Below are 22,854 nucleotides of genomic sequence, written 5' to 3'. Positions count from 1 at the left end.
CACGCGATGTCTGAAACCATTTGCGCCGCTGTCGCCCTGGACGGCAAGCAGACCGAGGTCCGGATGTTTCCCCGTCCCGACATCCCGGTGGACGGCGGCCTGCTGGAAGTGGAGATGACCGGTGTCTGCGGAAGCGACTGGCCCTATTTCCTGAACTATCCCAAGAGCAAGGGGCCGCTGATCCTGGGCCACGAGACTGTGGGCCGCGTTTCGGCGCTGGGGGCATCGGCCGCCGCCCGGTGGGGCCTGAAGGAAGGTGACCGGGTGGCCCTGGAGGAATACCTGCCTTGCGGCCATTGCGACTACTGCCGGACCGGGAATTTCCGGCTGTGCGATGCCACGGATTCGTTGCTGGGCAGCGGCATCCGGTACGGCTCGACGCCCATTTCCGTCGCGCCGTCCCTCTGGGGCGGCTATGGGCAGTACCAGTTCCTGCACCCCAATTCGGTGTTTCACCGAGTGCCGGACGCCATGTCGGCAACGCTGGCAACGCTGGCGCTGCCGTTGGGCAATGGCTTCGAATGGGTGCATTTCCAGGGGGAAGCGAGGCTGGGGCAGGTGGTGCTCATCCAGGGGCCGGGGCAGCAGGGGCTGGCCTGCGTGGTGGCGGCGCGCGAGGCCGGGGTCGGCTGCATCATCGTGACGGGCCTGGGCGCCGATCGCCACAGGCTGGCGCTGGCGCGCGAACTGGGTGCGCATCACACCATCGATATCGAAGCGCACGACCTGCTGGAATCGGTGGCCGAGATGACCGGTGGATTGATGGCGGACCTGGTCATCGATTGCGCTTCGGGCGGACCGGACACCATCGTGGCGGCAATCCAGCTGGCGCGCAAGAACGGCAGGGTGCTGCTGGGAGGGCGCAAGGGGCAACCCGTGCCCCGGTTCGACAGCGACATGCTGTTCCGCAAGTGCCTGACGGTCAAGGGGGTGCGCGGCCACAGCTACCAGGCCGTGGAACTCGCGCTGGCAACCATCGCGTCGGGCCGCTATCCGCTGCACAAGCTGTGTACGCACGTGTTCGGCCTGGACCGCGTCGATGTCGCGCTGCGCACCGTGGGCGGGGAAGCCGGCACGGCCGCCATCCACTGCTGCGTCGACCCCTGGGGGCAGGGCCGGCCGGCGTGACCGGAGCCGGGAATGTCGCCGTCGCCCGCCCATCGCGGGCGACGTCATTTCAGGTCAGCGCCCGGCGCAACTCCGGCGCTCCCGGCAGGTTGGGTGGGGGGCTGTCCGTCTGGAGGCTTTCCAGCAGGCGTTCCAGGTGGCCGATGTGCGGCAGCATGGGGCCGTAGAACAGGGTCTGGGTACCGTTCTGGATCAGCAGGGTGGGGAAGTCCTCGATGTCTTCGTCGTCGAGAAGGTCGGGATGTTCCTCGACGTCCACCCACAGGAAGACGTGGTCCTTGAAGCGGCCCGACAGTTCCTCGAACTTGGGCAGGTATTCGCGGCACGTGCCGCACCACGCCGCGCACAGGCATGCCACCAGTATGGTCTGCGGATCGTCGAGGCGCCGCGAGAGATCGCTGGCGCCGGTGTCGGGAAGATAGACGGCCATGATGCGAGGGAAGTAGGGATCCGGTAGCCATTATGCCTGCGCCATGCGTCATACTTGCAACCATGGCTGAATTCCCGGAGATCCGATGACTTCCTCTCCTGTCGAACGCGGTGATCCCAGCGCCGGCCTGCAAGGCGTGGGGCTGGCCTTCGGGCGCGCGGTGGTGTCGCAGTTCCGTGGGCCCATGCTGCTGGCGCTGTTGTTGCCCTTCCTGGTCGCGCTGGTGGGCGCCGTCGTGTTGATCTGGCTGTTCTGGACGCCGCTGACCGAGTGGCTGCAGGGCACGCTGTTCTCGTTGCCGCTGATGGGGCAGATCGACGGCATGCTGGTCGCGATCGGCATCGCGTCGCTGAAGCTGTGGCTGATTCCGGTCGTGGCGACGCTGATCCTGTTGCCGTTGTCGGGCATCTTGGGGCTGGTCGTTGCGGCGGTGCTGATCATGCCGCTGGTGCTGCGCAACCTGGAGCAGAACGACTATCCAGGCCTGCAGCGGCGTGGCCGCCATGCCACGGTGGCCAGCGTCTGGAACGCGGTGTGGGTGACCACGCTGTTCGTGCTGGGGTGGCTGTTCACCATGCCGCTGTGGCTGCTGCCGCCGCTGGCGGTGCTGCTGCCCATCGCGTGGTGGGCCTTTGCCTTTACCCGCATGCTGCGGCTCGACGCCATGATCGAGCATGCCTCGCCGGAAGAACGGCGCATCCTGATGGCGCGGCATAATCGCGGCTTCTGGACGCTGGGGCTGATCTGCTCGCTGCTGAACCTGCTGCCGCCGGCCTGGTTCCTGCTGCCGGTGTTTTCCGCGCTCCTGTTCTCGCACTTCGCACTCGAGGCGCTGCGCCGCTTGCGCAGCGAAACCACGCCATGAACGACACAGCCGTTTCCCATCGCCGCATCGGCCTGATCATCATCGGCGACGAGATCCTTTCGGGCCGTCGCCAGGACAAGCATTTTTCCAAGATCGTGGAGCTGCTGGGCGCGCGCGGCCTGCGGCTGTCGTGGGCGGAATTCCTGGGCGACGATCGCGAGGCCCTGGTCGCCGCGCTGCGGCGCAGTTTCGCGAGCGGCGACGTGGTGTTCTCGTGTGGCGGCATAGGCGCCACGCCCGACGACCACACCCGCCAGGCGGCCGCGGCCGCGCTGGGCCTGCCGCTGGCGCTGCACGACGAGGCCCGTGAGCTGATCACGCAGCGCTGTGCGGAAACGGCCGCGCAGGGCTCGGGCACGGCCGACATGACGGCGCCGGACAACCTGCGGCGCCTGCAGATGGGCGAGTTCCCGGTGGGCAGCGAGATCGTGCCCAATCCATACAACAAGATCCCGGGGTTCTTCATCCGCGATCACACTTTCGTGCCGGGTTTTCCGGTCATGGCGTGGCCGATGATCGAATGGACGCTGGACCACCGCTACGCGGGGCTGCACCACGCCGTGCCGCACGTGGAGCACTCGTTCATGGTGTTCGAACTGGCCGAGTCCAGCATCGCCCCCGTGATGGAGGCCATCGAGCGCCGCTGGCCGGGCGTGAAAGTGTTCAGCCTGCCCAGCATGGGCGAGGGCAAGCGGCGCCACATCGAACTAGGCGTCAAGGGCGATCCCGACAGCGCCGCCGAAGCCCTGGCGATGCTACGCGACGAAGCCCGCCGCCTGGGCGGCGTCTTCGCCGCCGCATCCACCTAAAAACAAAAAAGCGGAGAACGAACATCGTTCTCCGCTTTTTTACCCAGGATGCGGTGGATCCGGCTCTGCCGGTCCACCCGCATCGCCCCCTTGAGGGGGCGCGCGAAGCGCGTAGGGGGTGGGCCTATGCGGTCTTACGAGCGCGGGTCGTCTTGCCGTTTTCGGCGGCGGCCTTGAACGTCGCGTTGGCGGCGGCGGTCAGGTTGGATTCGGCCAGTTCGGCAGCCTGCTTGGCAGCCTTGTTCACCGATTCGTAGGCCGAGGTGGCGGTGGCCAGCGACGACTTCAGCAGGGCCAGGGCGCTTTCCGAGCCGGCCGGGGCGTTCTTGGCCAGTTGCTCGACCACGTCCGACAGCTGGCGCTGTTGTTCGGCGATCTGGGCTTCGCCCAGGCGGGTGAATTCGCTCTGCACGCCGGAGACGATGTCATACACGTGCTTGCTGTAGGCCAGGGCCTTCTCGGCGTTGGGCTGGGCCAGCGCGGAGACGAACGCCAGCGCTTCCTGGCCGTCCTTCAGCGTGAAGGCTTCCTGGGCCTTCAGCGAAGCCTCTTCGAACGTGGCCTTGGTGACCTTGAGGTGCAGGTCGACCAGCTTCTCGAAGCCGGCGAAGGCGGTGTTCTGCGCGGCGAGCAGGGCGTCGAAGGCGGCTTTTTGGGTGGCCAGGGCGCGTTCGGGGGTGGCAAACATAGGGGGCTCCTTGAGGGCTGTCTACACGGGGCGACCGGGAAACCAGGGGAGTACGCCCCAAAAAGCCCGATCCTGGTGCACGCACCGTATCGCGGTAAGCGACTTTGCTGCGATGCACAAAACGTATTTTAAGGACGTGCCGCCGAAAGTCAAGATGCCCGCGGAAAAAATCGCACTTTGTTGGCAAAACCCATAAGTGACTGATTAAAGACATTTTTTTAAGACAGGAGGAGGAAACGGCGGAAAAAGCGGAACGCCCGATCCGCGCCTTTGCGGACCCGGCGGATGTGTTGCATTGCGCCACGTTGTTTTGGTGCGATGCGCCATACCCGGGCGTTCTACTGTGCCCAGGCATGGTGCGGGGCACCGCCCGGCGGCTACACTTCTCGGCCTGACACCCTCCGAAAGGCCGCCGTCGTGGGTTCATCGCTGCCATCCCGCCTGATTTCCCCGTTTTTCGTCCTGATCTGGAGCACCGGTTTCGTCGTCGCCCGCTACGGCCTGCCCTACGCCGAACCCCTGACTTTCCTGTCGATGCGCTTCGCCGGCGTGCTGGTGGTGCTGGCGCCGTTCAGCGCCGGCATCGCCTGGCCGGGCCGGCGGCAGGGTGTCCACATGGCGGTGGCCGGCGTGCTGCTGCAGGCCGGTTACCTGGGAGGCGTCTGGATCGCCATCCACCTGGGCATGGGGGCGGGCCTGGCGGCGCTGGTGGTGGGGCTGCAGCCGCTGCTGACCGCGGTGGCCGGACGCTGGATGGGCGAGCCTCCTTCCGCGCGGCAGTGGGCCGGGCTGGTCCTGGGGTTCGTGGGCGTGGCCCTGGTCGTGGGGAACCGTATCGGCACGATGGGCCTGACCTCGCAGGCCCTGGCCTTTGCCGTGGCGGCGCTGCTGTCCATCACGGCGGGCACCGTTTATCAGAGACGCTTCTGTCCCGGGGTGGACCTGCGGGCCGGGTTGCTGCTGCAGTTCGGTGCTTCGCTGATCGTCGTGCTGCCGGCGGCGTGGATGTTCGAGACCATGGCGGTGCAGTGGACCTGGCCGCTGGCGGGCGCCTGGGCATGGTCGGTCTTCGCCTTGTCGATAGGCGCCATCTGCCTGCTGTTCCTGTTGATCCGGCGCGGGGCGGCCACGCGCGTGGCCAGCCTGATGTATCTGACTCCGGCGGTGACGGCGCTGATGGCCTGGGCCGCCTTCGACGAGCCGCTGACCGCGACCATGGTCGCGGGCATGGCGCTGTCGGCGTTCGCGGTGGCCTGGGCTCAGGGGAAACGATAGGCGAAACCGTCACGGCTTCGTGGTTTCCATCCCTTAAACTCGTCTCACCGCCGCGGGAGTTGTCGGCTCGCGGCGCAACTATTTAACGAGGCAGGAGATAAAAGAATGGCTATCCACAAGAAAGCTGTGTCCGCGACGATCGGGGCCGCGGCCCTGGCCAGCGCGGCCGTCCTCGCACCTACGCAGGCGATGGCGCAGGGCTATCCCACTCGACCGGTCACGATGATCGTCCCGTTTGCCGCCGGCGGTCCCACCGACGTGGTGGCGCGCTCGCTGGCCGAGGCCATGCGCAAGTCGCTGGGCCAGACCGTGGTGGTCGAGAACGTCGGCGGTGCCGGCGGCACCATCGGTACCGCCCGCGTGGCCAAGGCGCCGAACGACGGCTATACCGTGCTGCTCATGCACATCGGCTTCTCGACCGCGCCCGCGCTGTACCGCAAGCTGAGCTACGACCAGGCCCATGACTTCCAGCCCATCGGGCTGACCGTCGACGTGCCGATGACGCTGATCGCGCGCGAAAACTTCCCGGCCGCCAACATCAAGGAATTCCTGACCTATGTGAAGGCCAACGCCGGCAAGCTGTCGATGGCCAATGCCGGCATCGGCTCGGCCTCGCACCTGTGCGGCCTGATGTTCATGAGCACGATAGGCTCGGAATTCCAGACCATTCCCTACAAGGGTACCGCGCCGGCCATGAACGACCTGCTGGGCAAGCAGGTGGACTTCATGTGCGACCAGACCACCAACACCACCGGGCAGATCAAGGCCGGCAAGGTCAAGGCCTACGCCGTCACCAGCAAGACCCGCGTGCCCAGCCTGCCTGACCTGCCCACGCTGGACGAGTCGGGCCTGAAGGACTTCTCGGTGGGCATCTGGCACGGCCTGTGGGCGCCCAAGGGCACCTCGCCCGAGATCGTCGCCAAGCTCCAGGCCTCGCTGCAGGCCGGCCTGGACGATCCCGCGTTCAAGCAGCGCATGACCGAACTGGGGGCCATCGTGCTGAACGACAAGGCCACGCCGGCGGCGCTCGACACGCTGGTGAAGTCCGAGACCGCCAAGTGGGGCGCGGTCATCAAAAAGGCCGGCGTCTACGCCGACTGACCTCGCCGTTTGCCGGCGTGCGGGGGGGGCGGCTGTCCTGGGGATGCCGCCCCCCTCGTTGCATTTTTTGTAATTTTTGCCGTGGCATTTAAATAACGACTTAAAAAGTGCGCGCTAAGTCGTTCATTTAATGGAGATTTTTATCCAAAAATCTGATATGCTGCGGCGCCTGGGCTGAGTCGTTACCGGAGGAAACATGGCGCGCATCAGAAAGAGCATTCTGTCGGTTTCATTGATGTGCGCGCTAACCGCCGGGCTGGTCCTGCCCGCGGCTGCTCCCGTTGCCTACGCGGCCACCCCCACGACGTCCAAGAGCGCCAAGGCGAAGCCGGCGAAAAAAGCCACCGCGACCAAGACCAAGTCCGCCAAGGCGTCCAGAACGGCTTCCGTTCCCGCCAAGAAAAAGCGCGTCGCCAAGGCCGCCCCCAGGAAGGCGGTCGCCTCGGCCGGCATCCGGCACGCTTCCTATGCGCCTTCCGCCCCGCTCGAGGATGCCGATGGCAATCTGTCGCTGCGTTCCAGCGTGGCCTTCGTGCAGGACCTGAATTCCTCGGATGTGCTGTTCGCCAAGAACGAGGGCGCGGTGGCGCCCATCGCCTCCATCACCAAGCTGATGACCGCGCTGGTCGTGGTCGACGCCGGCCTGCCGCTGGACGAGATGATCGAGGTCACCACCGACGACATCGATACGCACAAGTTCACGCATTCCCGCCTGTCGGTCGGTACGCGCCTGTCGCGTGCCGACATGCTGCACCTGGCGCTGATGTCTTCCGAGAACCGCGCCGCCAACGCGCTGGGGCGCAACTACCCCGGCGGCCTGCCGGCGTTCGTGCAGGCCATGAACGCCAAGGCCGCGGCACTGGGCATGCACGATACGCACTACGTCGAGCCTACCGGCCTGTCGAGCGAGAACGTCTCCAGCGCCCGCGATCTCGTGCGCCTGATGCGCGAAGGTTCACAACGCCCGCTGATCCGCCAGTACACGACCGATACCGAATATTCCGTCGATATCGGCGGCCGGCACCAGACCTTCCGCAACACGAATCGCCTGGTGGCCCGTTCCGACTGGAACATCATCGTGTCCAAGACCGGTTTCATCAACGAAGCCGGACGCTGCCTGGTCATGCTGGCCAATATCGGCGGCCGCGACATGGCCATCGTGCTGCTGGATTCGGTCGGCTCGCTCACGCGCACCGCCGACGCCCAGCGCATCCGCCAGTGGGTCCAGCGCGAGATCGGCTCGCTGTAGGCCACCCCGCCTTCCGGCCATGACGACGCCGCGCTTGCGCGGCGTTTTGTCTTTCCGGCGGCTTCAGGGCGCGTCGGGCGGGAATCTTTCCTCGTACAGGGCCCGCAGCCAATCGATGAACACCCGCACCCGCGGGGACAATTGGCGGTGCGAGGGGTAGAGCACCGACAGCGGCAGGCCCGGGCTGCGCCATCCGGGCAGCACTTCCACCAGCCGCCCGTCGCGCAGTTCGTCCTGGACGTGGAAGCGCGGCAACTGGATCAGCCCGCAGCCCCGCAGTGCGCAAGTCACGTAATTCTCGGCATCGTTCACCGACATCCAGCCACCCAGCGCATAGCTGCGGACCTGGCCGTCGACCACCAGCTCCAGCGGATAGTCGGACGTGCCCTGGCTGGCGAAAAAGCGTACGACCTGGTGCCCCGCCAGATCGTCGGGATGGCCAGGCGTGCCGAAGCGGGCCAGGTATCCGGGGCTCGCGCAGAGGACCTGGGGCATGACCGCCAGCGGACGTGCCACCAGGGACGAGTCGCGCGGATGGCCAGCCCGTATCACGCAATCGACGCCTTCGCGTACGAGGTCGACCAGCCTGTCGCCGCTGCTGACGACGAGGTCGATGCCCGGATAGCGGTCGTGGAACCGGTCTATGCTGGGCAGGACGATCCGGGTCGCGTGCGTGCCGTGCATGTCCACGCGCAGGACGCCGCGCGGATTCGACGCCACATGCTGCAGCGAGGATTCGGCCTCGTCCAGCTCGCTCAGCACGTGTACGCAGCGTTCGTAGAAGGCCTGTCCGTCCAGCGTCGGGCGGACATGGCGCGTAGTGCGCTCGAGCAGGCGTGTCGCCAGCCTGGCCTCGAGCTCCTTGATGGCGTGGGTGGCGGTAGCCCGGGGGATGTCCAGCGCCATCGCGGCCCGGCTGAAGCTGCCCAGTTCCACGATGCGGGTGAACAATTGGAGCGATTCGAAGCGGTCCACGGGGATTGTTGTCTGTCATTGAATTGAGATGCCAATTTAGCAGGGTTTATCTCAACAACATAAACAAGAAGAATGCTCGCCATCCTTTCTTCTTTCCAGGATTCAGCATGAGCACGGACATCACGAAGGCCGCCATCGTCACCGGGGGATCGCGGGGCATCGGGCAGGCCATTTCTCGCCGGCTGGCGGCCGACGGCTATGCGGTGGTCGTCAACTACGCGGGCAATGCCGCCAAGGCCGGGGAAACCGTGGCCGCGATCGAGGCCGCCGGGGGCCGGGCGCTGGCGGTCCAGGGCGACGTGGGCCGCGAGGACGACGTGGCCGCGCTGTTCGCCAGGGCGCGGCAGGCCTATGGCCGGATCGACGTGGTGGTCAATAGCGCGGGCGTCATGCCGATGGTGCCTGTCGCCCCGGACAGCCTGGCCGACTTCGATCAGGTGATCGCCACGAACCTGCGCGGCGCCTTCCTCGTCCTGGCACAAGCCGCCGCGAGCATGGGCGAGGGCGGGCGGATCATCGCGCTTTCCACCAGCGTCATCGCGCGCGCCTTCCCGTCCTACGGCCCCTACATCGCTTCCAAGGCGGGGGTCGAGGGACTGGTGCGGGTGCTGGCGAACGAACTGCGCGGACGAGGCGTGACCGTCAACGCCGTCGCGCCCGGGCCGGTCGGCACCGAGCTGTTCTTCAATGGCAAGACGGCCGAGCAGATCGACCAGATCGCGCGGCTGGCGCCGTTGGAGCGCCTGGGCACGCCGGAGGAGATCGCCGCCGCGGTGTCATTTCTGGCGGGCCCGGACGGCGGTTGGGTCAACGGACAGGTATTGCGGGTCAACGGCGGCTTCGCCTGAGGCGGACCGGGCCGACGCCCGCGCGGGGTCAGGCCGCCGATACCGCGTGCGACGGTTCGTAGCCCAGGGCTTCGGAGATCTGGCTGGCGGTATCCACCAGCGCGTCGATCCAGCCGTCCTGCATGCGGTCGGCCGGCGCCGAGATCGACAGGCCGGCAATCAGCTTGCCCGTGTCGTCGTGGATCCCGGCAGCGATGCAGCGCACGCCCATTTCCAGTTCTTCATTGTCGCGGGCATAGCCCTTCGCGCGCACCTGGTCCAGCTCGCGCTCGAGCTTGGCCAGGTCGGTCAGGCTGTTGGAGGTGTGGCCTTGCAGGCCCGTGCGCAGCGCATAGGCGCGGATCAGGCGGGCATCGTCGGCCGACAGGAACAGCTTGCCCGTGGAGGTCAGGTGCAGCGGGGCGCGGCCGCCGATGGCGCGCACCACCTGCATGCCCGAACGTTCGCTGTAGGCGCGATCGATGTAGACGATCTCGTCGCCCTGGCGCACGGAAAGATTGACGGTCTGGCCCGTCAGGCGATGCAGCATGCGCATGGGCGTGATGGCGGCGTCGCGCACGTTCAGCCGGCCCTTGACCAGGTGGCCCAGCTCCAGCAGCCGCATGCCCAGGCTGTACATGCCGCTGTCGACGCGGTCGACGTAGCGGCCGGCGACCAGGTCGTTCAAGATGCGGTGGGCGGTGGAAGGGTGCAGGCCGGTGGCCTGGGCCAGCTCTTTCAGGCTGACCGGATCGGGGTGCCGGGCCAGGGCGTCGAGCAGGTGCATGGTGCGTTCGAGCACCTGGATGGCGATCTGCGGCGCGGGGGCCGCGGACGGGGCGATCATGGCCGCGTCGGGGGTCGTGACTCTTGGCATTGTCGTGGGTGAGTCTCTACGCGATGAAGCTAGTTTATCCCATATGGTGAAATTTCATAGCTTTATTACACCGCAGATGGGTGGCCTTTCTGCGTTGCAGCAGGCCATTTCTTATTGGATCAGTATAACGCCTGTGCACAGAATTTCCGCGACGCAGCATCCCCGTTGTCATACAAGGCACACGGGGATATCCCCAGTGCCTAGCTCCGAAGCCGCGAGACGGCCGACAGGCATTCCCCGACCAGCGCGGGGCCGCGATAGATGAGACCGGTGTAGAGCTGGACCGCGTCCGCGCCCGCCGCGATCTTCTCGGCCGCGTGGCGGCCTTCCAGGATGCCCCCCACGCCGACGATGGCAAGCGCGTTGCCGGCCTGGCGCCGCAGGCGTTCGACCACCCGCAGCGACATTTCCCGTACCGGCGTGCCGGACAGACCGCCGGCCTCGCCCGCATGAGGCAAGCCGCGGACGGCATCGCGCGACAGCGTGGTGTTGGTGGCGATGACGCCGTCGATGCCATGGCGCGGCAGCAGGTCGGCGATGGCATCGATCTGGCTCTCGTCCAGGTCCGGCGCGATCTTGACCGCCAGCGGCACGCGGCGGCCGTGCCGGGCCGCCAGGGTGTCCCGCGCCTGGTCGAGCTGGCGCAGCAGGACGGACAGTTCGTCGGCGCCTTGCAGGCTGCGCAGGTTCTGGGTGTTGGGCGATGAGATGTTGATGGTGACGTAGTCGGCGTGGGGATAGACCGCCTCGAGCCCGGCCAGGTAGTCGTCGGCCGCCTTGTCGATGGGCGTGTCGGCGTTCTTGCCTATGTTCAGCCCCAGGATGCCGCCGCGCGCCCGGTAGCCGCTGCGCTGGACGTTGGCCAGGAACACGGCCAGCCCGTCGTTGTTGAAGCCCATGCGGTTGATCAGCGCCTCGGCGCGGGGCAGGCGGAACAGGCGGGGCAGCGGGTTGCCGGGCTGCGGCCGGGGCGTGACCGTGCCGATTTCCATGAAGCCGAAGCCCAGGCTGCCCAGCGCGTCGATGTGCCCGCCGTTCTTGTCCAGGCCGGCGGCCAGGCCGACCGCGTTGGGCAGCGTCAGGCCCATGAGGGCGACCGGACGGTCCGGGGCGCGGGAGGGGCGTGTCCATCCCATGTCGTACACGCGCTGCAGCGTGGACAGGGTCAGGGCATGGGCGGTTTCGGGTTCCAGGGCGAACAGGGCTGGACGCAACAGCGGATAGGCTTGAAAAAACGCGGACATCAGGCGGATGGGGATCAGGAGGTGGAGGACGGCGCATCGTCGGGATGGCCGTGGCGAGAGGAGGCGTGCAGGCGGCTGGTATCGATGACGGCCGGCCCGGCTGGCCTGGCGGCCGGCGGGCCGGCGTATTCGCGCCATTCGCCGTTGACCAGCATTTCCAGGGGCCGGAAGTTCACCTTGTAGGCCATCTTCGGGCTTTGTTCTATCCAGTATCCCAGATAGAGATGGGGCAGTTCCAGCAGCCGGCATTGCTCGAGCTGCCAGAGTATGTTCCAGGTACCGAGGCTGCCCTTCATGTCGGGGTCGAAAAAGGTGTAGACCGACGACAGGCCGTCGGACAGCACGTCCATGATGGACACCATGCGCAGTTGTCCCTGCCGGTCGCGGAACTCGACCAGGCGCGTGTTGACGCGGCTCTGGAGCAGGAATTGCGCGTATTGCTCGCGGCTGTCCTGGTCCATGCCGCCGCCGCGGTGCCGGGTCGACTGGTAGCGCTGATAGAGCGAGTAGTGCTCGGACGAATAGGCCAGTTCGGCCACGAACACCTGCAGATCGGCATGACGCTTCCAGGTGCGGGACTGGGTGCGGTTGGGCCGGAAGCGGTTCACCGGCACCCGCACCGGCACACAGGCGCGGCAGCCGTCGCAGTGGGGCCGGTAGGTGAATACGCCGCTGCGGCGAAATCCCATGCGCACCAGTTCGGAATAGACGTCGGCGTTGATCAGGTGGCTGGGCGTGGCCACTTGCGAGCGCGCCATCCGGTCTCCCAGGTAGCTGCACGGGTAGGGAGCGGTCGCATAGAACTGCAGCGCGGCGAAGGGGAGTTCTCGAAGGTGGGTCATGCGCGGTTCAGCCGGGGTCGGCCGCAGCGTGGGGCGCGTCCAGGTCGACGATCTCGCCGTCGTGGCGCAGCCTGCCCGAGCGCCACGGAAGCTCGGGCATCCGGGTGAATTTTACAATCAGGCGCTCGAATTCCGCGCGGGCAATCGTGGCGCCACCCAGCGAGGCCAGATGGCGCGTGTCCTGCTGGCAGTCGATCATCTCCACGCCATGGCGACGCAAGAAACGCACCAGGTAGGCCAGCGCGATCTTGGATCCGTCGGCCACCCGGGTGAACATGGATTCCCCATAGAACATCCGGCCCAGGCAGACGCCGTACAGCCCGCCGGCAAGTTCGCCGTCGATCCAGGTTTCCACCGAATGCACCTGGCCTTGCCGGTGCCACAGCCGGTAGGCCCGCTGCATGGGCAGCGTGATCCAGGTGGCCGGACGCTCGTCGCTGCGTGGCGCCGCGCAGGCACGCATGACGTCGTCGAAAGCCGTGTCGACCCTGACCTCGATGGCGGGATCGCGTTCGACCTGCCGCAGCTTCTTGCGCAGCGAATGCGAGGGCGAGAAGCGGTCGGTGAACAGCACCATGCGGGGGTCCGGGCTCCACCACAGGATGGGCTCGCCCGGCAGGTACCAGGGGAAGATGCCGTGCGCGTACGCGGCGCGCAGCCGTTCGATGGACAGGTCGGCCCCCACGGCCAGCAGGCCCGGGGGATCCTCGAGCGCCTGCTCGAGCGGCGGGAAGGGCGTGTCCGGCTCCAGCAGGGCCGGCATGCGCGGGCGCGAGGGACTCAAGGGGCGGGCGTGGAGAACGCGGGAACCGGCTCGGGACCGCGCAGCAGGGTGTCGCTGTGGATCTGGAACGTGCCGCGCGCCCGGTCGGCGAAGAACAGCCTGAGCGCGGTGGAGACCGAACGGAAGGCCAGGTCGTCCCAGGGAATCTCGTCCTCGTCGAACAATCGGGCTTCCAGGCTTTCGGGGCCCGGCTCGAACTCGACGTCGGTCAGGCGCGCAAGATAGAAGATGTGGACCTGGTCCACGTGCGGAATGTCCAGCATGGCGAACAGCGGCCCCATCTCGATGCGGGCGCCGGCCTCTTCCTGGGTCTCGCGGGCCGCGCCCTGGGCCGTGGTCTCGCCCAGCTCCATGAAGCCGGCGGGCAGGGTCCAGTAGCCATGGCGCGGCTCGATTGCCCGGCGGCACAGCAGCACCTGCTTTTCCCAGACGGGAATCGTCCCGAGCACCATGCGGGGATTCTGGTAGTGGATCGCGCCGCAGTGGTCGCAGAGATCGCGTTCGCGGTTGTCGTCGTCGGGAATGCGGCGGGTCAGCAGGTTGCCGCATTGCGAGCAGTAGCGCTGGGAGCGCGGAGCCGGGAAATACGTGAGGGCGCGTTCGGAAGCGGTCATGGCGTGTCCAGGGGGCGGAAGCGGCGCTGCGCCCCGGCGGTTGCGGAGATCCGGGAGGTGCGTCAAGTATACGAGAGGTCGCCGGGCGAAGCGGGCTGGCGTTCGCAGCCCACCTCGTAGACCACCGAGCGGAAGAACTGGTTCGCCGGATCGCCGGCCACGCGCGAGTGCCAGTACTGGTGCACGTCGATGGACGGAATGCGCAGCGGCAGCCGCACTTTCTTGATCGGCGCGATGGGCTGGAACAGGTGGTAGACCTCGTCCGGAATGATGGCGATCAGGTCGCTGGCGGCCACGATGAAAGGAATCGCGGCCACGTGTTCGGTGGTGAGCCGCACCTGGCTCTGCGCGCCGTGCTTGCGCAACTGGTCGTTGATCCAGGCGAAGGTGATGGGCACGGACGGCGACTGGACCTGCGGCGTGCGGCCGAATTCGCGCAGGGTCATCGTATCGCCGATGCGCGGATGGTCGCGGCGCGCCACGCAGACGTAGGCGCGGCGATAGAGATGCTGGCGCAGCAGGGCGTCGTGCGGTCGCGGGACGTGTCCGGCGACGACGTCCAGTTCGCCCGATTCCAGCGCGGCGGCCATGGTGTCGGCCGAGACCTGCGTGGGGGCGAGGCGGGCGTGCGGGGCGACCTCGGCCAGGCGCTTCATCAGCTTGGGCACCAGCACGATGGCGCCGATCTCGTTGACGCCGATGCGGAACTCCCGGTTGGTCTGGGCGGGATCGAAACGCGCCAGCCCGGCGATCTCGGTTTCCACGATGCGCAGCACCCGCGAGGCCGGCTCGGCCAGACGCTGGGCGAACGGCGTGGGCGCCATGCGGTTGCCCACGCGGACGAACAGCGGATCGGCGAAACGCTTGCGCATGCGGTCGAGGTGGTAGCTGAGCGCCGACTGGGTCAGCCCCAGGCGCCGGGCGGCGCGGGTGACGGTGCCGTCCTCGATCAGTGCCAGCACCGCCCGCAAATCGGCGATCTGCGGGTCCTGGTTATCTGAATTGTTCATAACCTATATCAAGGTAATGATCTTTCCAGAGCATCGCCGAATGCCTAAGCTGCTGTCAATTCAAGAACACAGGAAGGAGACGGCATGGCGGGCGAGACGCTGCTGGAGACCGACGTGCTGGTGATCGGGGCGGGCCCCGTTGGGCTTGCGCTGGCCATCGAGCTGGGCATGCAGGGGCGGCGCTGCCTGGTGGTGGAGCAGCACGACCGGGTGGGACTCGCGCCCCGCGCCAAGACGACCAACGTGCGTTCGCGCGAGCTGATGCGGCGCTGGGGCGTGGCGGGCAAGCTGGCGCAGGCGGCCCCCTTCGGTGTCGACTATCCGTCCAACGTGGTGTTCGCGACCAGGCTGGCCGGCCGGGAACTGGCGCGGTTCACCAACGCGTTCTATTGCTCGCCCAGGCGCGACGAGCGCTTTCCCGAGCACGCGCAGTGGGTGCCCCAATACAAGGTGGAAGAGGTGCTGCGCGACCACGCGCAGAGCCTGCCGGGCGTGCAGGTGCGCTTTTCGACCCGGCTGGAGGATTTTTCGCAGTCGGGGCAGGGGGTCGAGGCCGTGCTGGCAGGACCGGATGGACCGCTGCGCGTGCGGGCCGCGTACATGGCCGGCGCGGATGGCGCCCGCAGCACCGTGCGCGCCCGGCTGGACATCCGGATGGAGGGGGTCTCGCCGCTCTCGCATCACCGCAACATCATCTTCCACGCCCCGGGCCTGGCCGGCATGCACGGGCTGGGGCCGGCGGTCATGTACTGGCTCGTCAATCCGGAGGCGCCGGCGGTCGTCGCGCCGCTGGACGCCAACGACATGTGGACCTTCGGCTATGCCCGCCGCGACGGCGAGGAGCCGGCCATCGAAGGCCTGATGCGTGCCGCGCTGGGCCTGGACATCCCGATCGACATCCGCCATCGCGACGAATGGACCGCGCATCGCCTGATCGCCACGCGCTATCGCGACGGCAGGGTGTTCCTGGCCGGCGATGCCTGCCACCTGCACCCGCCCTTCGGCGGCCATGGCATGAACATGGGCATCGGCGATGCCGTGGACCTGGGATGGAAGCTGGCGGCGGCGCTGGACGGCTGGGGCGGTCCCGCGCTGCTGGACAGCTACGAAGTGGAACGCCGCCAGGTGCATCGCCGGGTGGTGGACGAGGCCGTGCACAACCTGTCGCACAGCTCGGGCAGCCTGTGGCGCGATGGCCTGGAGGACGACGGGCCGGCGGGGGACGCCGCCCGCCGGGAAGCGGAGCGAGCCATCCTTGCCTCCAAGCGCCAGGAATTCGATTCGCTGGGCGTGGTGCTGGGCAGCCGTTACGAGCAGTCGCCAGTGCTGGCGCACGGACCGGAGGCGGGCGGCGAGGCCTGGGACTCCACACGCTACGTGCAGAGCGCTCGCCCGGGCTGCCGCGCGCCGCATGCCTGGCTGGCGCCGGGCCGGGAGCGCGGGGCGTCGTTGTTCGACCATTTCGCCTTCCGCGGGATGACGCTGCTCGCCACCCGCCCGGCCGCGCGGGACGCGGCCCAGGCGCTGGCCGCGCAGGCGGGCACGGACGTTCCGCTGACGGTGGTCGCGCCTCCCATCGACGGCCTGCGCGAGCTCTATGGCGCCGACCTGGTCCTGATCCGGCCGGACCAGTACGTGGCATGGCGCGGCCACGATCCGCAAGAAGGCGCCATGGCACTGGAACTCGCGGCCGGGCGTGCCGCGGTCCACGCCTGAACCGGCATCGCACCACCACACAAGACAAGACCATCCAGGAGACAGACACATGAACGCATCACGACGCAAATGGATCGCCGCCGGCCTCGCGCTGGCGGCCTGCCTGGCCGGCACGGCCCAAGCGGCCACCTGGCCATCCCGGCCGGTGCGGCTGGTCCTGCCGGCTGCGGCCGGGACGGCGCCCGACATCATGGCCCGGCTCCTGGGCGACAAGCTGTCCAGGATCTGGGGCCAGCCGGTCATCGTCGAGAACAAGCCCGGGGCCGGCGGCCTGGTCGGGCTGGCGGCGGTGAAATCGGCCGAGCGCGACGAGCACATGTTCGTGTTCACCCCCGCTTCGGTACTGACGCTCACGCCCTACATGTACAAGAGCTCGCAGGTCGACATCGTCCGCGACTTCCAGCCGGTGGCCATGGTGGGCATCAGCCCGATGATGGCGGCGGTCAGCGCCTCGTCGCCCGCCAACACGCTGGCCGACGTGCTGGCCATGGCCCGTCGCCAGCCCGACACCTTCGTGGTATCGACCACCTTCCTGTACTCGGTGCCCAACCTGGCGGTGGACATGCTGTCGCGCGCCGCCGGCGTGCCGCTGCGCGCCGTGCCGTTCTCCAGCAGTTCCCAGAGCATATCGGCCGTGGTCGGGGGCGATGCCCAGATGCTGATCGACGGCGTGCCGCCCATCGAGCCCATGATCAAGGGCGGTCGGCTCAAGCCCATCGTGATGTTCTCCGAGGGACGGGTACCCAATCGTCCCGACCTGCCCGCGGCGTCCGAGTCCTATCCCTCGCTGGTCATCAACGGCTGGTTCGCGGTCGTCGCGCCGCAAGGCACGGGCAAGCCGGCCATCGAGCGCGTCAACCGGGACCTGGCCACGGTGCTGGCCGAGCGTGACGTGATCGACAAGCTCGACACCCTGGGCGTCTACCCCAAGCCCATGTCGGTGGATGAGTTCGGCAACTACTGGCGGGCCGAGCGCACGCGCTGGGAAAAGGTGCTGCGCGACGTGAACGCCCAGCCGGTGCAGCAATAGGAGGCTGGTGTGAGGACAGGACTGGAAGCGGCCTACATCGGCCTGGACAGCACCGCGCCGGCGGACCTGGGGCGCTACCTGACCGACGTCGTGGGCCTGATGCCCGGCGAACCCGCCGCCGATGGGGCGGCGACCTGGCGCGTCGATGGCAAGGCCCAGCGGGTATGGGTGCGCGAGGGCGCGCGCAACGATGCTGCCTGCATCGCCTTCGAGGCGGTCGATGCGCAGGTATATGACCGCGTGCTGGGGCGCTTGTCGGCCCAGGGGTGGCGCATGCGCGCCGGCACGGCGGACGAGCGCGCAGCCCGGCGCGTGCGGGACCTGACGGTGATCCAGACTCCCTGGGACGTTCCGCTGGAGCTGGTGACGGGGCTGGAGGACGCGGCAACGCCTTTCGCGAGCCCGCACTTTCCCGAAGGCTTCGTCACGCAGGGGCAGGGCTTCGGCCACTTCGTCTTCGCCGTGGGCGACGCCGGCGAATACGACGCGGCGCGCCGCTTCGCCATCGACGGCCTGGGCCTCGTCCTGTCGGACTGGCTGCGGCTGCCGATGGGGGAGATCGAGATGCACGTCTCCTTCTTCCATTGCAATCCGCGCCACCATTCGCTGGCCATCGCCTACCTGCCGCGGCCCGAAGTCCCGCAGCGCCTGCACCACATCAACTTCGAAGTCGCGCACGTGCGCAGCGTGGGCCTGGCCTACGACCGCGCGCTGTGCGCCGGCACGCCGCTCGCCAACACGCTGGGCCAGCACGCCAACGACGGCATGGTCAGTTTCTACAGCCTGGGCCCCGACGGCTGGCGCGTCGAGATCGGCGCCACCGGCCGCACCGTGGGCGAGGACTGGAACGACGTGCGCGAATACGACCGCATCAGCGACTGGGGCCACCTGCCGCCCGACGCACTGGCGCAGGCCCTGGCCGGACCACCTTCTTCTTCCGCTTGAACAAGGAACCCATGAAACTCGTCACTTTCTCCCATCGCGGCAGGACCTCCGTCGGCAAGGTCGAGGGCGCGCGCGTGATCGACCTCGCGGCCGCCGACCCGGCGCTGCCCGCCACCATGCGTGGCCTGCTCGCCGGCGGGCGCGCGCTGCTGCAACGCGCGCGCGACGTCGATCCCGAACAGGCGCCGGCCTATCCGCTGGCCGACGTCAGGCTGGAGGCGCCCGTGCCCGATCCCGGCAAGTACCTCGCCATCGGCATGAACTACGGCAAGCACGTGATCGAGGCCAAGCGCGCCGGCGTGGACGTGCCCGACAGCCAGGTCTGGTTCAACAAACAGGTCAGCTGCATCAACGGTCCCTACGATCCGGTGCACATGCCGCGCGTCTCGGACAAGCTCGACTACGAAGCCGAACTGGGCGTGGTCATCGGCACCCGCTGCCGCCACGTCCCGGCCGAGCGGGCCCGGGAGGTCATCGCCGGCTACCTCGTGTGCAACGACGTCTCGGTGCGCGACTGGCAGCGGCGCTCGGCCACTATGACCCTGGGCAAGTCGTTCAACACCACCGGCCCCATCGGCCCATGGATCGTCACCGACGACGAAGTGCCCGATCCGCTGGCGCTGACGCTGCGCATGCGGGTCAACGGCGAAGTGCGCCAGGAAGCCCGGACCGGCGAGATGATCTACAACATCTATGACCAGATCGCCTACCTGTCCACCGTCATGACGCTCGAGCCCGGCGACATCCTGGCCACCGGCACGCCCTCGGGCGTGGGCGCCGCCATGGATCCGCCTTCCTTCCTCAAGATCGGCGACGTGATGCGCGTCGAGATCGACGGCATCGGCCACATCGAAAACCGCGTCGTCCCCGAGCCGGCATAACGCCAGACCAGGAGCCTCTTCGTGCCCAGAAAAGTCATCATCACCTGCGCCGTCACCGGATCGGTGCACACCCCCAGCATGTCGCCGCACCTGCCCATCACGCCCGACCAGATCGCCGAACAGGCGGTGGACGCGGCACGGGCCGGCGCCGCCATCCTGCATCTGCATGCCCGCCACGCGGCCGACGGCAGGCCGGCCTTCGAGCCCGAGGTCTACCGCCAATTCCTGCCGCGCATCCATGCCCAGACCGACGCCGTCATCAACATCACCACCGGCGGCTCGCACACCATGACGCTCGATCAGCGCCTGGCCGGCGCCATCGATGCCTCGGCGGAAATGGCCTCGTGCAACATGGGATCGATGAACTTCGCCTTGTTCCCCGTGCTGGACAAGATGAAGGACTTCGACTTTCCCTGGGAGCGCGAGCACCTGGAGAAGACCCGCAACGCCATCTTCCGCAACACCTTCGGCGACATCGAAACCATCTTCGAGCGCCTGGGCCGCGCGCACGGTACGCGCTTCGAGTTCGAATGCTACGACGTCGGCCACCTGTACAACCTCAAGCACTTCGTCGACCGGGGCCTGGTGCAGGGGCCGATCTTCCTGCAATTCGTGCTGGGGGTGCTGGGCGGCATAGGCGCCGATCCCGAGAACCTCGTGCACATGAAACGCATCGCCGACAAGCTGTTCGGCGATAGTTACCAATGGTCCGTCCTGGCCGCCGGCCGCCACCAGATGCCGCTGGTCACCCAGGCCGCGCTGATGGGCGGCAACGTGCGGGTCGGGCTGGAGGATTCGCTGTCCATCGGACCCGGCGAAATGGCCACTTCCAATGCCCAGCAGGTGGGCAAGATACGCGGCATCCTGGAGTCCTTCGGCTTCGGCATCGCGACGCCCGACGAGGCGCGCGAGATGCTGGGATTGAAGGGCAGGGAGAAGGTGGCGCTGGCGGCGTGAGGCATGGCCGCGCGAGTACGTGTATAATCTTTTTCTTCAGACGCGGGGTGGAGCAGTCTGGCAGCTCGTCGGGCTCATAACCCGAAGGTCACAGGTTCAAATCCTGTCCCCGCAACCAAACAAGAAACGGCCTCGATCGCAATGCGACGAGGCCGTTTTGCTTTGTGTCTGCCTTGGTGCTCTCGTTCGAGATCACTCACGAAATAAACCGAGGAAATGATCCTAGCCGCCCCACTATCAATGGCTCTTGAATCATCGCGTATTGGTCTGCGCTCTTCCCTTCACTTCCAAGCCCCTATCGAGGTCGTGGCAACCTGAACGGCATTGGACACGCATGCGCCTTCGAAGCACCCATACCGAGGAATGGGCCGCGCAAATGCAAACGGCCTCGATGCGTAAAGCGATCGAGGCCGTTTCTTGTTTGGTTGCGGGGACAGGATTTGAACCTGTGACCTTCGGGTTATGAGCCCGACGAGCTGCCAGACTGCTCCACCCCGCGTCTGAGAAAAAGATTATATCCCTGTCATGTTCCCAATGCAAACTGGAGCATGGGAAGCTGCCTTCATGCGCGTTCCCTGCCTTGCCTTGCGCGGGAAGAAGAAAGATCGGCAACCTGCGGCGCCCATGCTTTCCTTGCCGGCTGCGTGCGGAAGAATGCCGTGTGTTCGGTCAGGTGCTCCGCGGCTTCCTCCAGCCAGCGGACGGCGGGCATGGTGGCGGAGGCGCCCGCCGCGCGGGCCCGGGTGGCGTAGTTCTGCAGCGTTGCACCGGCGTCGTGCGGCATGGCCAGCGGCTTGCTCATCGTGTGCAGGGCCTGGCCTATCCACGGCGCTTCCGGCGCGTCGGGGCGCCGGTCGAGCATGTGGCCCATGCGGGCAAGCGCGTGCCCCAGGGACAGCGCCGCCAGCGCGCCGTCGGCGGTGGCCGCCTCCGTGCCCGAGCGCGCGATCAGCGCCAGGATCAGGAAGCGCAGGCGAGCCAGGTGGCGCACCGCGCGCGCGGGCGTGCCGGCCTGCTGGGCGATGGCGGCGATCTCGGCGCGTATGGCGCGGTGGAGGTGCCGGCGGCGGCGCTGGGTGGTCATCGGGATCAGCCAGCGGTAGGCGGCGTAGCTGCATGCGATGCCTGTCAGCAGCATGAGCTCGACCGTGAGCAACGCCATCGGTTCGGCGGGTCCGATATTGACCGGCTGCGCCAGCACCGCGAACAGCATGTTGAAGGCCAGGCCGATGAATGCCGTGCCGCGGTGTGCCTGCGCCGTGGCAGCAGCCAGGATGAGCGGCGAGGCCAGGGCCAGCGACAGCCAGGGGTGGGACACGACGGGCGCGATGCCGACGCGCCACGCAAAGGCCGCGACCGCCGCGGCGGTCGCGCCGGCCAGCACGCGCCGCATCAGCGGCACGGGTTCGTCGACCGAGGCGAACAGGGCGGTGAAGATGCAGGCGCCCAGCATGAGGTAGCGCAGAGGTTCCCACCCTGACGCCAGCCACGCTCCTGCCGCCAGGGCCGGGATGGCCACGCCGCGCCAGGCGGCGATGCGCACGCCGGCGATATCAGGATGGTGGACGCTGGCCGAGGCTGCGGGTTCCGGCAGGGTCGCCGCCATGTTCCGGTAGCTGGCCGCGATGGCTGCCAGCGCCTGTTCGAATTCGTCCAGGCAGGTGTCGAACAGGGGATCGGCGCCGCGCAGGCGGCGGGTCGCGGTGCGGACGATGGCCAGCGAGGTTCCGCGTCCCGCCTGGATGGTCTCGGCCAGGTCGTCCAGGCTGGCACGCAACTGGTCCAGGTCTTCCGCGTGGGCCGGGGCCAGCGCCGTCGCGTGCTGGCGCAGCGCCGGCATGACGGCGACCAGGTCGAGCAATCCCGCCAGCAGTCCGCGCAGGGGTTTGAGGCGGCGCCGTTGGGACAGGGACCCGGCGGTCGCGTCCTCGGCCGTGGTTTCCAGTTCCGCCAGGGCGGCCACGAGCCGGCGTGCACGCGGCACGAGGTCCGTCGGCAGCTCCGGCCCCAATTGCAGGGCGGCATGGGCAAGGGTGGCGCAAAGCAGGTCGCGGGTCTTCTCCAGCAAGGCGGCCGCGGGAGAGGGCGGATTCCATAGCGCGATGACGAGCAGCGAGGCGGCGATGCCTATCATGTTGTCGAGCATGCGCGCCGTGGCGAAGGTGGCCGTGTCGAGCGGCGTGCCGACGGTCAGCACGACGATGACGGCCGTGGTCAGCCCGCACAAGGCCGCGCCGTAGGCGCGCTGGTGCCGCAGCAGGTTGCTGGCGCCACAGCACAGGCCCAGCCACACGCAAAGCGCGGTCAGCAGCAACGCCGGGGCGCCGTCCGTCAGCGCGGCCAGTCCTACCGCGGCAAGGCCGCCGGCCAGGGTGCCGAGCAATTGCATCAGGCTGCGCTCGAGCAGCAGTCCGCGCGTGGGCTGGCCGATCATCCAGACGGCCATGGCGGCCCACCACGGGTTGGCGATGGAGAAAGCGGTGGCGGCCGCCATGGCCAGTATCGAGGCGGCGGCCAACCTCAGCGCGTAGCTGCGCGAGGCGGGATGGCGTAGAGCCGGGAACAGGAGGAAAGGCTGGATGTGCATCGATGGCCCGTTGAAACTGA

The 22,854-nt window shown here is 67.8% G+C and carries 22 protein-coding genes and 2 tRNA genes; 13 read left to right on the top strand and 11 right to left on the bottom strand.

Annotated features, from left to right (window positions below):
• The first annotated feature begins 6 nt into the window (after nt 1-6).
• On the top strand, nt 7-1,128 hold the full coding sequence (locus R4823_RS17320; protein WP_087839127.1) for an alcohol dehydrogenase catalytic domain-containing protein: 1,122 nt from the start codon (nt 7-9) through the stop codon (nt 1,126-1,128).
• Nucleotides 1,129-1,177: 49 nt separating this feature from the next.
• Here the strand turns inward: R4823_RS17320 and R4823_RS17315 are convergent, their stop codons facing one another.
• Nucleotides 1,178-1,558, bottom strand: coding sequence for a thioredoxin family protein (locus R4823_RS17315; protein WP_087839128.1), 381 nt, complete (start codon nt 1,556-1,558; stop codon nt 1,178-1,180).
• Nucleotides 1,559-1,643: 85 nt separating this feature from the next.
• Here R4823_RS17315 and R4823_RS17310 point away from each other — a divergent pair, with 85 nt between their 5' ends.
• Together R4823_RS17310 and R4823_RS17305 are read left to right on the top strand one after the other, a co-directional pair.
• Nucleotides 1,644-2,423: an EI24 domain-containing protein gene (locus R4823_RS17310; protein ID WP_087839129.1), complete on the top strand. Its 780-nt coding sequence runs from the start codon at nt 1,644-1,646 to the stop codon at nt 2,421-2,423.
• Entirely contained in the window at nt 2,420-3,232 is an 813-nt protein-coding gene (locus tag R4823_RS17305; protein WP_279815113.1) for a molybdopterin-binding protein, read from the top strand. Before R4823_RS17310 ends, R4823_RS17305 begins: the two co-directional genes overlap by 4 nt.
• A 124-nt stretch (nt 3,233-3,356) precedes the next feature.
• On the opposite strand, the gene R4823_RS17300 is transcribed toward R4823_RS17305, so the two are convergent.
• A complete protein-coding gene (locus R4823_RS17300) occupies nt 3,357-3,920 on the bottom strand; it encodes a phasin family protein (RefSeq protein WP_087839131.1) in 564 nt (187 codons plus the stop codon).
• Between the two features lie 417 nt (nt 3,921-4,337).
• Here R4823_RS17300 and R4823_RS17295 point away from each other — a divergent pair, with 417 nt between their 5' ends.
• The 3 genes from R4823_RS17295 (at nt 4,338) to pbpG (ending at nt 7,545) form a co-directional block, all read left to right on the top strand.
• Nucleotides 4,338-5,195, top strand: coding sequence for a DMT family transporter (locus R4823_RS17295; RefSeq protein WP_279815116.1), 858 nt, complete (start codon nt 4,338-4,340; stop codon nt 5,193-5,195).
• A gap of 105 nt (nt 5,196-5,300) precedes the next feature.
• Nucleotides 5,301-6,296: a tripartite tricarboxylate transporter substrate binding protein BugD gene (locus R4823_RS17290; protein ID WP_087839133.1), complete on the top strand. Its 996-nt coding sequence runs from the start codon at nt 5,301-5,303 to the stop codon at nt 6,294-6,296.
• A 196-nt stretch (nt 6,297-6,492) separates the two neighbouring features.
• Nucleotides 6,493-7,545: a D-alanyl-D-alanine endopeptidase gene (gene pbpG / locus R4823_RS17285; protein ID WP_176400755.1), complete on the top strand. Its 1,053-nt coding sequence runs from the start codon at nt 6,493-6,495 to the stop codon at nt 7,543-7,545.
• Nucleotides 7,546-7,608: 63 nt separating this feature from the next.
• Here pbpG and R4823_RS17280 read toward each other — a convergent pair whose 3' ends face one another.
• Nucleotides 7,609-8,520, bottom strand: coding sequence for a LysR family transcriptional regulator (locus R4823_RS17280; protein WP_338615592.1), 912 nt, complete (start codon nt 8,518-8,520; stop codon nt 7,609-7,611).
• A gap of 107 nt (nt 8,521-8,627) precedes the next feature.
• Here R4823_RS17280 and R4823_RS17275 point away from each other — a divergent pair, with 107 nt between their 5' ends.
• The gene (locus tag R4823_RS17275; RefSeq protein WP_087839135.1) at nt 8,628-9,368 is read left to right on the top strand and encodes an SDR family oxidoreductase; all 741 of its coding nucleotides are present in this window, start codon (nt 8,628-8,630) and stop codon (nt 9,366-9,368) included.
• 28 nt (nt 9,369-9,396) lie between these two features.
• Here R4823_RS17275 and R4823_RS17270 read toward each other — a convergent pair whose 3' ends face one another.
• From R4823_RS17270 to R4823_RS17245, 6 genes are all read right to left on the bottom strand, one after another.
• Nucleotides 9,397-10,194 (bottom strand): IclR family transcriptional regulator, encoded by a 798-nt coding sequence (locus tag R4823_RS17270; protein ID WP_254914606.1) that lies wholly within the window; start codon nt 10,192-10,194, stop codon nt 9,397-9,399.
• Nucleotides 10,195-10,424: 230 nt separating this feature from the next.
• Nucleotides 10,425-11,468 carry a quinone-dependent dihydroorotate dehydrogenase gene (locus R4823_RS17265; RefSeq protein ID WP_087839137.1) on the bottom strand — a complete coding sequence of 348 codons (1,044 nt, stop codon included), beginning with the start codon at nt 11,466-11,468 and terminating at the stop codon, nt 10,425-10,427.
• 14 nt (nt 11,469-11,482) lie between these two features.
• Nucleotides 11,483-12,310: an arginyltransferase gene (locus R4823_RS17260; RefSeq protein WP_087839138.1), complete on the bottom strand. Its 828-nt coding sequence runs from the start codon at nt 12,308-12,310 to the stop codon at nt 11,483-11,485.
• A 7-nt stretch (nt 12,311-12,317) separates the two neighbouring features.
• Nucleotides 12,318-13,073 (bottom strand): leucyl/phenylalanyl-tRNA--protein transferase, encoded by a 756-nt coding sequence (gene aat / locus R4823_RS17255; RefSeq protein WP_132980471.1) that lies wholly within the window; start codon nt 13,071-13,073, stop codon nt 12,318-12,320.
• Between the two features lie 17 nt (nt 13,074-13,090).
• Nucleotides 13,091-13,708 carry an NUDIX hydrolase gene (locus R4823_RS17250; RefSeq protein WP_338615591.1) on the bottom strand — a complete coding sequence of 206 codons (618 nt, stop codon included), beginning with the start codon at nt 13,706-13,708 and terminating at the stop codon, nt 13,091-13,093.
• Between the two features lie 62 nt (nt 13,709-13,770).
• Nucleotides 13,771-14,718, bottom strand: a complete 948-nt coding sequence (locus R4823_RS17245; protein WP_087839141.1) for a LysR family transcriptional regulator — start codon at nt 14,716-14,718, stop codon at nt 13,771-13,773.
• 84 nt (nt 14,719-14,802) lie between these two features.
• Here R4823_RS17245 and R4823_RS17240 point away from each other — a divergent pair, with 84 nt between their 5' ends.
• The 6 genes from R4823_RS17240 to R4823_RS17215 all read left to right on the top strand — a co-directional run bounded on the left by R4823_RS17240 (nt 14,803) and on the right by R4823_RS17215 (nt 20,365).
• Complete coding sequence (locus R4823_RS17240; RefSeq protein WP_338615590.1) at nt 14,803-16,434, top strand: FAD-dependent monooxygenase; 1,632 nt, start codon at nt 14,803-14,805, stop codon at nt 16,432-16,434.
• A gap of 49 nt (nt 16,435-16,483) precedes the next feature.
• Nucleotides 16,484-17,464, top strand: coding sequence for a tripartite tricarboxylate transporter substrate binding protein (locus tag R4823_RS17235; RefSeq protein ID WP_087839143.1), 981 nt, complete (start codon nt 16,484-16,486; stop codon nt 17,462-17,464).
• A 9-nt stretch (nt 17,465-17,473) separates the two neighbouring features.
• Nucleotides 17,474-18,409, top strand: a complete 936-nt coding sequence (locus R4823_RS17230) for a VOC family protein (protein ID WP_279815126.1) — start codon at nt 17,474-17,476, stop codon at nt 18,407-18,409.
• Nucleotides 18,410-18,420: 11 nt separating this feature from the next.
• A complete protein-coding gene (locus R4823_RS17225) occupies nt 18,421-19,290 on the top strand; it encodes a fumarylacetoacetate hydrolase family protein (RefSeq protein WP_279815128.1) in 870 nt (289 codons plus the stop codon).
• A gap of 21 nt (nt 19,291-19,311) precedes the next feature.
• A complete protein-coding gene (locus tag R4823_RS17220) occupies nt 19,312-20,247 on the top strand; it encodes a 3-keto-5-aminohexanoate cleavage protein (protein ID WP_087839146.1) in 936 nt (311 codons plus the stop codon).
• Between the two features lie 41 nt (nt 20,248-20,288).
• Nucleotides 20,289-20,365, top strand: a tRNA-Met gene (locus R4823_RS17215).
• Nucleotides 20,366-20,669: 304 nt separating this feature from the next.
• On the opposite strand, the gene R4823_RS17210 is transcribed toward R4823_RS17215, so the two are convergent.
• Together R4823_RS17210 and R4823_RS17205 are read right to left on the bottom strand one after the other, a co-directional pair.
• Nucleotides 20,670-20,746, bottom strand: a tRNA-Met gene (locus R4823_RS17210).
• A gap of 63 nt (nt 20,747-20,809) precedes the next feature.
• The gene (locus tag R4823_RS17205) at nt 20,810-22,834 is read right to left on the bottom strand and encodes an FUSC family protein (protein WP_176400756.1); all 2,025 of its coding nucleotides are present in this window, start codon (nt 22,832-22,834) and stop codon (nt 20,810-20,812) included.
• Between the last annotated feature and the right edge of the window lie 20 nt (nt 22,835-22,854).

This window comes from Pigmentiphaga sp. CHJ604, from assembly GCF_036972535.1.
In the GTDB taxonomy this organism is placed as follows: Bacteria; Pseudomonadota; Gammaproteobacteria; order Burkholderiales; family Burkholderiaceae_B; genus Pigmentiphaga; species Pigmentiphaga daeguensis.
The sequence above is the reverse complement of the archived record's forward strand: the minus strand, read 5'-3'. Positions and strand labels throughout refer to the sequence as shown.

Bases quoted from the DNA above. Each gene is read 5' to 3' on its own strand.
- R4823_RS17320 (WP_087839127.1), top strand. From the start codon at position 7: ATGTCTGAAACCATTTGCGCCGCTGTCGCCCTGGACGGCAAGCAGACC.
- R4823_RS17315 (WP_087839128.1), bottom strand. From the start codon at position 1,558: ATGGCCGTCTATCTTCCCGACACCGGCGCCAGCGATCTCTCGCGGCGC.
- R4823_RS17310 (WP_087839129.1), top strand. From the start codon at position 1,644: ATGACTTCCTCTCCTGTCGAACGCGGTGATCCCAGCGCCGGCCTGCAA.
- R4823_RS17305 (WP_279815113.1), top strand. From the start codon at position 2,420: ATGAACGACACAGCCGTTTCCCATCGCCGCATCGGCCTGATCATCATC.
- R4823_RS17300 (WP_087839131.1), bottom strand. From the start codon at position 3,920: ATGTTTGCCACCCCCGAACGCGCCCTGGCCACCCAAAAAGCCGCCTTC.
- R4823_RS17290 (WP_087839133.1), top strand. From the start codon at position 5,301: ATGGCTATCCACAAGAAAGCTGTGTCCGCGACGATCGGGGCCGCGGCC.
- pbpG (WP_176400755.1), top strand. From the start codon at position 6,493: ATGGCGCGCATCAGAAAGAGCATTCTGTCGGTTTCATTGATGTGCGCG.
- R4823_RS17275 (WP_087839135.1), top strand. From the start codon at position 8,628: ATGAGCACGGACATCACGAAGGCCGCCATCGTCACCGGGGGATCGCGG.
- R4823_RS17270 (WP_254914606.1), bottom strand. From the start codon at position 10,194: ATGATCGCCCCGTCCGCGGCCCCCGCGCCGCAGATCGCCATCCAGGTG.
- R4823_RS17265 (WP_087839137.1), bottom strand. From the start codon at position 11,468: ATGTCCGCGTTTTTTCAAGCCTATCCGCTGTTGCGTCCAGCCCTGTTC.
- R4823_RS17260 (WP_087839138.1), bottom strand. From the start codon at position 12,310: ATGACCCACCTTCGAGAACTCCCCTTCGCCGCGCTGCAGTTCTATGCG.
- aat (WP_132980471.1), bottom strand. From the start codon at position 13,073: ATGCCGGCCCTGCTGGAGCCGGACACGCCCTTCCCGCCGCTCGAGCAG.
- R4823_RS17250 (WP_338615591.1), bottom strand. From the start codon at position 13,708: ATGACCGCTTCCGAACGCGCCCTCACGTATTTCCCGGCTCCGCGCTCC.
- R4823_RS17245 (WP_087839141.1), bottom strand. From the start codon at position 14,718: ATGAACAATTCAGATAACCAGGACCCGCAGATCGCCGATTTGCGGGCG.
- R4823_RS17240 (WP_338615590.1), top strand. From the start codon at position 14,803: ATGGCGGGCGAGACGCTGCTGGAGACCGACGTGCTGGTGATCGGGGCG.
- R4823_RS17235 (WP_087839143.1), top strand. From the start codon at position 16,484: ATGAACGCATCACGACGCAAATGGATCGCCGCCGGCCTCGCGCTGGCG.
- R4823_RS17225 (WP_279815128.1), top strand. From the start codon at position 18,421: ATGAAACTCGTCACTTTCTCCCATCGCGGCAGGACCTCCGTCGGCAAG.
- R4823_RS17205 (WP_176400756.1), bottom strand. From the start codon at position 22,834: ATGCACATCCAGCCTTTCCTCCTGTTCCCGGCTCTACGCCATCCCGCC.